This window comes from Candidatus Laterigemmans baculatus (assembly GCF_010367455.1).
Lineage (GTDB): Bacteria > Planctomycetota > Planctomycetia > Pirellulales > Pirellulaceae > Laterigemmans > Laterigemmans baculatus.
In genome coordinates this window covers 1-11,285 of sequence record NZ_WRPR01000057.1, presented here as the reverse complement: position 1 = coordinate 11,285, position 11,285 = coordinate 1, and the positions used below count along the sequence as shown (strand labels likewise).

General features: G+C 61.2%; 8 protein-coding genes. All 8 read left to right on the top strand.

The window, feature by feature from the left end; translation table 11 throughout:
* The first annotated feature begins 374 nt into the window (after nt 1–374).
* Nucleotides 375–1,658: a glycosyltransferase family 4 protein gene (locus GNK13_RS12185; RefSeq protein ID WP_164102805.1), complete on the top strand. Its 1,284-nt coding sequence runs from the start codon at nt 375–377 to the stop codon at nt 1,656–1,658.
* 189 nt (nt 1,659–1,847) lie between these two features.
* Nucleotides 1,848–2,810 carry a GDP-L-fucose synthase gene (locus GNK13_RS12180; RefSeq protein ID WP_315852986.1) on the top strand — a complete coding sequence of 321 codons (963 nt, stop codon included), beginning with the start codon at nt 1,848–1,850 and terminating at the stop codon, nt 2,808–2,810.
* 153 nt (nt 2,811–2,963) lie between these two features.
* A complete protein-coding gene (locus GNK13_RS12175) occupies nt 2,964–3,350 on the top strand; it encodes an endonuclease domain-containing protein (protein WP_315852985.1) in 387 nt (128 codons plus the stop codon).
* A gap of 129 nt (nt 3,351–3,479) precedes the next feature.
* The gene (gene gmd / locus GNK13_RS12170; RefSeq protein WP_164102803.1) at nt 3,480–4,499 is read left to right on the top strand and encodes a GDP-mannose 4,6-dehydratase; all 1,020 of its coding nucleotides are present in this window, start codon (nt 3,480–3,482) and stop codon (nt 4,497–4,499) included.
* A gap of 331 nt (nt 4,500–4,830) precedes the next feature.
* Nucleotides 4,831–5,835: a GDP-mannose 4,6-dehydratase gene (locus GNK13_RS12165; RefSeq protein WP_164102802.1), complete on the top strand. Its 1,005-nt coding sequence runs from the start codon at nt 4,831–4,833 to the stop codon at nt 5,833–5,835.
* A gap of 390 nt (nt 5,836–6,225) precedes the next feature.
* Nucleotides 6,226–7,209 (top strand): SDR family oxidoreductase, encoded by a 984-nt coding sequence (locus GNK13_RS12160; RefSeq protein WP_164102801.1) that lies wholly within the window; start codon nt 6,226–6,228, stop codon nt 7,207–7,209.
* Nucleotides 7,210–8,091: 882 nt separating this feature from the next.
* A complete protein-coding gene (locus GNK13_RS12155) occupies nt 8,092–9,774 on the top strand; it encodes an MraY family glycosyltransferase (RefSeq protein ID WP_164102800.1) in 1,683 nt (560 codons plus the stop codon).
* Nucleotides 9,775–10,544: 770 nt separating this feature from the next.
* On the top strand, nt 10,545–11,285 hold a 741-nt coding region (locus tag GNK13_RS12150; RefSeq protein WP_164102799.1), incomplete at its 3' end, for a hypothetical protein.

Below are 11,285 nucleotides of genomic sequence, written 5' to 3'. Positions count from 1 at the left end.
TAGGGTTTGCGGGGGGCCACGGAAGGCCACGGAAGAGCACGGAAGAGGGAGGAAAGGGAGCAGCTTTCTGAGGTTGATCGTACTCGTACTCAGCGTAGCGGTACTCGTACTCGTACTCGATCCGAGCGGGTTGTTGCAGGAGTCGAAGGAACAGGAGAAAGCGGAGGGAACGGAGGAGGTAGGGTTTGCGGGGGGGCACGGAAGGACACGGAAGAGCACGGAAACGAATTAGGCAAATGTGAATGGGCTGGGGGCATTTCGAACAGGATGGACTAAGTTACGACTATCTCTTTTCTGGGTTTTCCCACTGCGTCTGTGCTTTCCGTGCGCTTCCGTGTCCTTCCGTGGCTCCCCTGAAACCTCGAAAATCTTCCGTGACTCCGACTCGTCCCCGCATTCTGTTTTTGAACCGGAGCTATTGGCCCGATAGCGAGGCGACCGGTCAGCTGCTGACGGACCTTTGCGAGTCCATTGCGGATCGCTTCGAGGTGCATGTCGTCTGTGGCCAGCCCAACAGCGATGCGAGCGGCGGGCAGTATCGGGCCAGTGGCACTTCGCTGCAGAACGGCGTCACGATCCATCGACTGGTCCACACGCGGTTCCCCAAGCGGCTTGGGTCCGGGCGGATTTTCAACCTGCTGACGTTCACCGCAGCCACCGAACGCTATCTGGCTCGAACCGGTCTCCAGGCGGATGTGATCATCAGCGAAACCGATCCTTTCCTGCTTCCTTGGGTCGGCCATCGTCACGCCGGGCGGACCGGAGCCCGCTTCGTCGCCTATCTCCAGGACGTTTATCCGGACATTGCGATCGCCCTGGGGAAAGCCCGCGACGGGTTCGTCACGCGGCACATCCGGCGGCTCCTGAAGCGGGCTTATTTGGCGGCCGACAAGGTGATCGTGCTCGGTGAAGACATGACCGCCCGGATGGCCGGCTGGGGCGTGCCCGCGGAGCGTTTTGCGGTCGTGCCGAACTGGATCGATACCCAAGCGGTCGCGCCGCGAAAGACGGAAAATCGCTTCCGCTCCAAACATGCGTTGGAAGAGCGGTTCGTGGTCATGCACAGCGGCAACATGGGGCTGACCCAGCGGCTGGAAAATTTGCTGGCCGCGACCCGCTCCCCCGACTGGCCCGAGCAAGCGGTGGTGGCGCTGGTCGGCGACGGGGCAGCACGCAAAAACCTCCAAACGCTCGCCGAAAGCTGTCCGGCAGGCCGCGTCCGTTTCTTTCCCTACCAGCCCCGCGAGTCGCTGGCCGACAGCCTGTCGGCTGCCGATCTGCACGTCGTTTCCATGGACCCGCGAATTACCGGATGCCTGTTTCCCAGTAAGATCTACGGGATCCTCGCCGTGGCCACTCCGATCTTGATGGTCGCTCCGCCCGACAGCGAGCCAGCGAGAATGGTCGTCAACGAACAGATCGGTTGGGCCTGCCCGCCAGGCGAACCGGGACAAATTGCCGCTCGCGTCGCCGCCGCGGTCGCGGACTCCCAAGCCCGACAGGCGTATGGCCGAAACGCCCGAGCTCTGGCCGAAGCAAACTACGACCGTCGCATCGCCACCCAAAAATTCGCCGAGGTCATCGACGAAGTGTTGGATCGCCACAGTCCCCTCTCCCCCTTGGTTCGGAGCGGGACGGTTCACGGAAAAATCGTTTAACGGCAAGCCGAAGGCGACTGCTTTTTAAAACACCGTCGCCTTCGGCTTGCCGTTAAACGACTTGGTAGCCAATCAGGCCACAAATCGGGGTTTAATCGAAAAGCCATTCTGGGCAACAATGCCGTGACTATCCTAATCGCTGGATTTTGCCGCTTGGCTTCCTTCTTCTGACCGGGAAACTGAGATCACGTGACGCACGCCCAACGCTTGCCCCGCCGCATTTTCGTGACCGGCCACCGCGGGATGGTCGGGTCGGCTGTGTGCCGCCGGCTCGCTGCCGAGTCCGAGGTGGAACTGCTGACCGCTAGCCGCGACGCGCTCGATCTGACCGACTCCCAAGCGGTGCTCGAGTATTTTCAGAGTGAAAAACCGGATGCGGTCATCTTCGCCGCGGCTCGCGTTGGCGGAATCGTCGCCAACGATACCTACCCGGTCGAGTTCCTCAGCGACAATGTTCAAATGGCAACCGCGGCGATCGAAGCAGCCAAAGCGGCTGAGGTCGAACGGTTTTTGTTCCTCGGTAGCACTTGCATCTACCCTCGCGACGCCGCACAGCCGCTCCGCGAAGAAGCCCTGCTGAGTGGCCCGCTGGAACAAACCAATGAAGCCTATGCGCTTGCAAAAATTGTCGGCCTCAAGCTCTGTCAGTACATGCGGAAGCAGTACGGGCTGATGTATCACAGCGCGATGCCCACCAACTTGTACGGTCCCGGCGACAACTACCACCCGGAGCACAGCCACGTATTGCCGGCTCTGATCCGCCGCTTCCACGAAGCCAAGGAAGCGGGCCTCGAAGAAGTTGTCATTTGGGGCAGCGGCCGGCCGCGGCGCGAATTCCTGCACGTCGACGATCTCGCCGACGCCTTGGTCTACCTACTGCAAGTGCCCGATCCGCCCGACTGGGTCAATGTGGGAACCGGCCAAGACGCGACGATTCTCGAAGTCGCCCGCGCGGTTGCTGAAGTCGTCGGGTATGAAGGTCAGATCGAGACCGATCCTACCCGCCCCGACGGCACACCGCGAAAAGTCACCGATGTCTCGCGGCTCCACGAACTCGGCTGGCACCACACGATCGATTTCCGCGACGGACTTGCGTCCACCTACCAACACTATCTCGCCGAACGAGAATCCGACCGCCTCCGCGCCGTTTAGAAACCCCCTCGCCCGCGAACAGCCAAAAGTCCCCTCTCCCCCGCGGCTTGGCTGCGAACGAAAGTTCCGCAGCCAAGCCGTGGGGGAGAGGGTTAGGGTGAGGGGGCAAACCGAGACGGCTAACATCAATAGAAAGAGAAGCAGCGAGAATGAATGATGACTCCGAGGCCTTTCCGACATGCGGCCGCAGCTCGAGCCCGTGAGTTGCGAGCGCAACAGACGAAGGCGGAATCGCTACTGTGGCAGGTGGTCCGTGGGCGTCGTCTGTGCGGGTTGAAGTTCCGACGCCAGTATCCAATTGACCCCTACTTTGCAGATTTTGCTTGTATCGAACGCCGACTCGTGGTTGAGGTGGATGGTGGATACCACGACTACATTTACGAGAATGACTGTAGCCGACAGACGTTTATTGAAAGACAGGGATGGACAGTGATCCGTTTCGCTAATGAAGACATTCTAGAGGACGTCGATCGGGTGGCGGTCGCCATTTGTAGACGTCTCGGCTTGGAGCCAACATTCCGCGGAAGGAAGCCGCGATAAACCCCCTCACCCCAACCCTCTCCCCCAAATCGTTCGCAACCACCAGTTGCAAACGATTTGGGGGAGAGGGGGCCAGAAAAATTCCGCTAACGCACCTGTACCTCTAAATCTCAAACCGAAACCAGTTCCATGACCAAAGTTGCATTGATTACCGGTATCACGGGCCAGGACGGCTCTTTTTTGGCCGAACTGCTGCTCGAAAAGGGCTATCAGGTTCATGGGCTCGTGCGTCGTAGCAGCACTTTCGGCACCGAGCGGATCGATCACCTCTACCAAGATCCCCATACCAGCCCCAACCTGCTGTTGCATTACGGTGATCTGACCGATGGGCAGGCGTTGACGAATCTTGTGCTCGAGATTCAACCCGATGAAATCTATAACCTCGGCGCCCAAAGCCACGTCCGCGTCTCCTTCGACCAGCCGGTCTATACGTTGCAGACCGTTGGTGTGGGAGCACTCAATGTGCTGGAAGCCGCGCGGCTGCTGAACAAGACAAAGCCGGTGCGAGTCTATCAGGCGTCGAGCAGCGAAATGTATGGCGACGTAATGCAGACTCCCCAGTCGGAGACGACGCCGTTCAATCCCCAATCGCCGTACGCATGCGCCAAAGTCTTCGCGTTCCACCAGACGGTGAACTATCGCCGTGGCTACGACTTGTTCGCCAGCAACGGAATTCTGTTCAACCACGAATCGGAACGCCGCGGCGAAACTTTCGTCACGCGAAAAATTACTCGCGCCGCGACGCGAATTAAACTGGGGCTGCAGGACACGCTGTACCTCGGGAATATCGACGCCAAACGCGACTGGGGTTACGCCCGTGACTATGTCGAAGGCATGTGGCGGATGCTCCAGCACGACGAGCCCGACGATTTTGTGTTGGCGACCGGCGAGACCCAGACGGTGCGGGCGTTCCTCGACTTGGTCTTCGGTCAACTCGACCTCGACTGGAATGATTACGTCAAGATCGACCCCCGCTACTTCCGCCCCGCCGAGGTCGAACTGCTGCTCGGCGACGCCAGCAAGGCGAAGGAAAAGCTCGGATGGGAAGCGACCACCGATCTTCGCCAACTCGCGAAAATCATGGTCGACCACGACCTTGATCTGGCCCAAAGAGAAAAGCACAACAAAGCCTACGCCCAGCAGGCATAGAAGACCGGAGACCGGTTTCAGGGGGCCACGGAAGGACACGGAAAAGCACGGAAATGAATCTCGAGCGAAACCTCGTTTAACGGCAAGCCGCAGGCGACTGTGTTTCCAGTCTGAAGGCTGAAGAAAGTGGACATCTAACAGGAGGCAAGGGAGTCCACAGAGGATTGCTGCTCCGTTGCCTCTGCTTCCTCCTGTTCCTTCAACCCTGCAGCAGTCCGCTCGATCCGATTACGAGCACGAAACCTTCCGTGCTTTTCCGTGTCATTCCGTGGCCCGTGTCCGTCTGTGGCTACCCCTGCCCCCGTCTTAAACCCCGAACCCCATAGCTAACTTGGCCTCCTCTGAAACACCTCCTGTCGCAGTCATCACCGGGATCACTGGCCAAGACGGTTCCTACTTGACCGATGCGCTTTTGGAGAAAGGCTATGTGGTTCATGGGATTGTGCGGCGAGCCAGTACGACAGTTCGCGCACGGATCGACCACCTTTACTCCGATCCCACGATCTACGGGCAACGTCTGTTCTTGCATTATTCGGATTTGGACGATGCCACCTCGATTCGGCGGATCTTGACGAAGACCGAGCCGGACGAGCTCTATCATTTGGCTGGACAGAGCCATGTGGGGGCGAGTTTTGAGATTCCCGAGTCGACGTGCGAGTTCACGGCCATGGGGACACTGCGGTTGCTTGAGATCCTTCGCGACCTTCCCAAGCGGCCGAAGTTTCTGCATATCGGCAGTAGTGAGATTTTTGGTCGGCCAGAGCAGGCGCCTCAAAATGAACTGACGCCAATGCGGCCCGTTTCCCCCTACGGCGTCGCGAAAGCATTCGCCACGCAAATGGTGCGTGTGTATCGCGATTCGTTTGGATTCTTTGCCTGCAACGCGATCTGCTACAACCACGAGTCACCACGCCGCGGCGAATCGTTTGTGACTCGCAAGATCACCCGCGGGGCCGCCGCAATTGCTTGCGGAACCCAGAAGAAGTTGGCGCTGGGGAATCTGGATGCCGAACGCGACTGGGGGTATGCCCCCGAATACGTCGAAGCGATGTGGAGGATGCTGCAGCAGCCACAGGCCGACGATTATGTCTTGGCGACCGGCAAGCGGCATTCGCTGCGGGATTTCTTGGCTGCCGCATTCGATGCCGTGGGCCTCGACTGGCGAGACTACGTCGAAGTCGATCCCCGTTACCTAAGACCCAACGACGCCACGCAATTGGTCGGCGACCCCTCGCACGCCCGAAAAGTCCTCGGCTGGTCCGCAACAACGACCCTCGAGGAGCTCGCTAAAATGATGGTCGAGCACGATCTGAAGCAGATGGCCGGTAGCCGGTAGCCGGTAGCCGGTAGCCGGTAGCAGGCGTTCTTTCCTACTCGTACTCGTACTCAGCGAAGCGGTACTCGTACTCGCACTCGATCCGAGCGGGTTGCTGCAGGAGTTGAAGGAACAGGAGAAAACAGAGGCAACGGAGCAGCATTCCTCTGTTCACTCCCTTGCCTCCTGTTTAAGGTCCACCCTTTTTTCAATGATTTTCCTTCCCGTCCGTGCGCTTTGCCTGTTCCCCCATTCCGTGCTTTTCCGTGTCCGTCCGTGGCCCGTGTCCGTCCGTGGCCCGTGTCTGTCCGTGGCCACCACTTCCTGATTCCCAGCCCGGTTGCGGGGTGGGCTTTATGTTAGACTTCCGCTGTGGGGTGGGTTCGAGATCGACTTTGGGGGGAATGAGCAATGGATGCAGCATTTAACGTTCTTCGTGGTACTCGCTGCTTGGTGACCGGCGGCGCGGGGTTTATTGGCTCGCACATCGCCACGCACCTGGTCCGCGGCGGGGCGTCGGTTCGCGTGCTGGACAACCTCAGCACCGGGTTTGCTCGGAATCTGCAGGCCGTGGCTGACGATCTGGAATTCATCGAAGGCGATGCGGCCGATGCGGATCTGGTTGACCGCTGCAGCGAGGGAGTCGATTACGTCTTCCATCAAGCGGCGATGGCCAGCGTGCCGCGGAGCATGCGAGAGCCCGCGTTGTGCCACGCCTGGTGCGCGACGTCGACGGTCAACGTGCTGCAAGCCGCCGCGTCGTCGGGAGTCCGCCGCGTCGTCTTGGCTTCGACCAGTGCCGCTTATGGGAACTCGTCGTTCGTGTCCAAACGCGAATCGGATCCCCCGGCGCCGCTATCGCCTTATGCGGCCGCGAAACTCTCCGCCGAACAGTACTGCGGGGCGTTCTACCGCGGGTTTGGGCTGGAGACGGCGGTGCTGCGGTACTTCAATGTTTTCGGGCCCCGCCAGGACCCGCAGAGCGAATACAGTGCAGTGATCCCACGGTTCGTTTCGATGATCCTCAGCGGCCAGCGGCCCGTGATTTACGGCGACGGGGGCCAATCGCGGGATTTTGTGTATGTCGCCGATGTGGTCCAAGCCAACTTGCTGGCCGCCACGGTCCCGGCCGCGGCAGGCGGGACATTCAACGTCGCCCGAGGCGGCAGCACGACGCTGCTGGAATTGCTCAACGACCTTCGCGAAATTCTTGGCGAGTCGATCGAGCCGATCCACGAACCGGCTCGCGAAGGAGACGTCCGCGACTCGCTGGCCGACATCAGCCAAGCCCGCACCGTGCTCGGCTACGACCCCCAAGTCACCGTGGAAGCAGGCCTCCGCCAAAGCGTCGATTACTACCGAAGCATCGCCAACCAAAAAGTCGGTAGCCGGTAGCGGGGAGACGGGGGCCACGGAAGGACACGGAAGAGGCTGCTCAGCGCAAACTCGTTTAACGGCAAGCCGCAGGCGACTGTGTTTCCAGTCTAGCCACGGAAGGACACGGAAAAGCACGGAAGAGGGGGGCAACCACGAATCACACGAATTGGACGAATGGGTGGCCACGGAAGGACACGGAAGGCCACGGAAAGCGGGGAGAGGGGGAAGGACCGCGGATAGCACGGAGAACGCGGATGAAAGGAAAGTTCGAATACTAAAAATCTGCGCTATCCGTGTTATCCGTGGTTCCCCCACCTTTCCTTCGTGCTCTTCGTGTCCTTCGTGGTTCACCCCCCACCCCTTCCGTGCCTTTCCGTGTCGTTCCGTGGCCCGTGTCCGTCCATGGCCCCCCATGCCTCACCCCCTCCGTTGCCTCTGCTTCCTCCTGTTCCTTCAGCCTCCGCAGCAGTCCGCTCGATCCGATTACGAGCACGAGCACCGCTGCGCTGAGCACGAGCACGAAGCCTCAAGCCTGCCATCTTTCTTCCCTCTCCCCCTTCCGTGCCTTTCCGTGTCGTTCCGTGGCCCCTCTCTCTGCCCCCGGACACCGGACACCGGACACCGGACACCGCGAGGCTTCCGTGAATTCTTTTCCTGCTTCGGCTGGGCTGGAGGGCGGCGGACGTTGCGTTTGGGGCTTGATAGGGGTGCGATCGTAGCCGTAAAGCATGATTCTTGCCTGACCGCCGCAACCTGCCTTTCCTCCGGATCGTTTGCCCAATCGGGCAACCGTAGTTACCATCAGAACCGGCATCACGAGAGCAACCGATCCAGTCGTTATGGGGGAGGCGCTAGCAGCGACTCCTACGGTTGCGCGGCACCTGGGATGAATGCAGTTCGATGGACTCTCTCTCCGCGACTAAAATCGCAGCCACCGCTGCTGCGCTTGGATTGATTCTCAGTCTCACGGCGGTTCCGCTAGTCCGTGCTTGGGCTCACCGCGTGGGCTTGGTCGACCGTCCCGACCCGACGCGGAAGCTGCATCGCGGCGACATTGCCCTGGGGGGCGGATTGGCCGTGTTGCTGGCGACGCTCGGGGCGAGCGGAGCCGTACTGGCGCTGGCCTCTCAGCGGCTGGGCTCGGTCCTTTTCGAAGGCCCACTGTCGGCTTTGAGCCAGCCCTTTTCCTTGAACCAGCAGTGGTTGGGGCTGTTGCTCGGGGGGCTCGGGATCGTGGCTTTGGGAGTCGTCGATGACCGCTTCGCGCTCCGGGGTCGGCAAAAATTACTCGGCCAGATCGCGGTCGCGGTCCTGGTCGCCGTGCTTTGGCATCCGGCCAGCGAAGTCGAACTGTTTGGCTGGCAGATCGATCTGGGGTCGGCCGCGCTGCCGCTGGCGATCGTGTGGTTGCTCACGGCCATCAACGCGGTGAACCTGATCGACGGGGCTGACGGGGTGGCTTCGACCGTGGGGGCAGTTGTGTGTGGCTCGATCACGCTGATCGCGATCACCAACGGCCAGCTTTTGACGGCTGTCGTGGCCGCTGCGATGGCTGCTTCGCTGATTGGTTTTCTGTGCTTCAACCGCCCTCCGGCGACCATTTTTCTCGGCGATGCCGGAAGCATGCTGATCGGCTTGGTCGGAGGGACGCTCGCCTGTTGGTCGGTCGAGTCGGCGGAGTCTGTCGGTGCAGCAGCCTCGGTTGGGTCGGGGGGACGCCCGTTGCCGATGCTGGTGCCGGTGGCGGTGTTGGCAGTTCCGCTGTTCGATGCGGCGACCGCCTTTTTGCGGCGAATCTTGACGGGGCGAAGCATTTTTGCGGCCGATCGGGGCCATCTGCACCATATTCTGGCCGACTACCTGCGGGCTCACCGCCGTTCGCCGGTGTGGATGCTGGGCGTTTTCGCCACGCTGTGCCTGGTGACTTCGGCCGGAGCGATCGCCGGAGCGGCGCTCCGGAGCGACTGGCTGGCCCTGCTCGGAATCGCGACCGTCGTCGGCGGGCTCGTGTGCACGCGGGTCTTTGGGCATGCCGAAGCTCGCTTGTTGGTCACCCACGGCAAACGCGTCGGCGGCTCGCTGATCGCTCGCCACCGCTCGTGCCACGACCAGATCCACGTGGCGGGGATCGCGCTGCAAGGCAACCGCAAGTGGGAGAACGTTTGGGCGCCGCTGGTTGAGTTTGCTCAGGCGAACAATTTGTGGCGGTTGCAGCTCGATTTGAACATTGCTTGGCGGCACGAAGGCTACCATGGATTCTGGTCGCGTGGCCGGTTGCCGGAGAAGTCCGAGCAGTGGAGCATGCGGCTGCCGATCATCTGCGATCGACGACCCGTCGGCCGGCTGGAAGTGATCGGGCAAGCCGGTTCGGAAAGCGAATACCAGTCGCTCGAGACGTTCACGCACCTGATCAGCGGGATGCAGCCAGCGATCGACGCCCTAGTGCACGCTCTGGAAGAACAGCAAATGCCTGCCGCACCCGCCCCACCACTCGCCGGCCTCCCGGAGCCAACCCACTCCAGCGAAGAACAACACGGCGAAGAGCAGTTCGAGGAGTTCGAAGTCTTAAACGGTAGCCGGTAGCGGGGAGCCGGGAGAAGTAAACCACGAAGGGGGGCCACGGAAGGACACGGAAAATCACGGAAGGGGGGCCACGGACGGACACGGAAGTGCACGGAAGAGGGGGGGCCGGTTTCGTACTCGTACTCAGCGAAGCGGTACTCGTACTCGTACTCGAATCGAGCAGACGGCTGCTGGGGTTGGAAGGAACAGGAGAAAGCAGAGGCAACGGAGGGGGTGTGGCATGGGGGGCCACGGACGGACACGGAAGTGCACGGAAGGGGGGCGCAGGTTTCGTACTCGTGCTCAGCGAAGCGGTACTCGTACTCGTACTCGAACCGAGCAGACTGCTGCGGGGGGTGGAAGGAACAGGAGAAAGCGGAGGCAACGGAGAAGGGTTTCTCTGTTAACTCAGTTGCCTTCTGTTGAATTTTCTTAAGCCTGCGGTCCGCCGCTACACGACCTCAGGCTCAGGGGCTTTGCCTTTCCATTCGTGTAATTCGTGTGATCCGTGGTTGTTCCCTTTTCCGTGAAACCACCGCAGGGGTTGAAGGAACTGGAGAAAGCAGAGGCAACGGAGCAGACTTCCTCTGTTGACTCTCTTGCCTTCTGTTGAATGCCCATCTTTTTAAGGCTGCAGTTCGCCGTAAAACGACCTCGGGCTATGGCACTTTGCCTTTCCATTCGTGCAATTCGTGGTTGTCCCCTCCCCTTCCGTGCTCTTCCGTGTCCTTCCGTGGCCCACCCCCTGAAACCTGCTCCCTGAAACCTGCTCCCTGACACCTCTTTTTCCCGTGGCTTCTCTCGCTTCTCGCCGCTCGCCTCTCGCTTCTCGACTGCCGGTCTATCGGCAAGTTGTGCACGCGGTCGTGGCGATCGTTGCAGCTGCGGTTCCGGCGGGGATTGCGCTCGACCATGGGGGGCGGTTCGCTTGGAGCTGGTGGTTGTTGACGGTGCTGGCGATCGGATTCGTCGGCGGGGCGGTGGTGGGCAAATCGAGCTGGCAGCGGGGCAGCTGGCTGCGGTGGGCTCCGCCGGTGCTGTTGCTGCTGCTGGCTGGCTTTGCCGCGCTCCAGTCGATTTCGCTCCCCGCGTCGCTCGTCCGCACGCTCTCGCCCGGTTCGGCTGCGGCGCACGAGCAGTGGCTGCCAGCGGCGACGGACCAGCCAGCACCGACCGAATACTCGCTCTCGGTCGCTCCGAGGCTCAGCCGCGACTTTGCCGCTCGAGCAGTCGTCGTCGCTGCGTTCGCATTCGTCGCCGTCGTCGTGTTTGCCAATCCCCAGCTGGCGACGCTGTTGCTCGCAGCCCTCCTGGCCACCGGTGTGCTGCACGCGTCGCTCGGGATCTACCAGCGGATGACAACCCCCGGCACCACGCTCGGCGGAATCCATCTCGGCGGGCCGTTTGGGTTTTTCGTCAACCGCAACAACGCCGCCGCCCTGCTCAACGTCGCTCTCGCCGCCGCCGTGGGGCTGGTCGCCTGGAGGATCCGCAGCACGCTGGCGCAGGTAACATCCCACCATCAGCCGCCA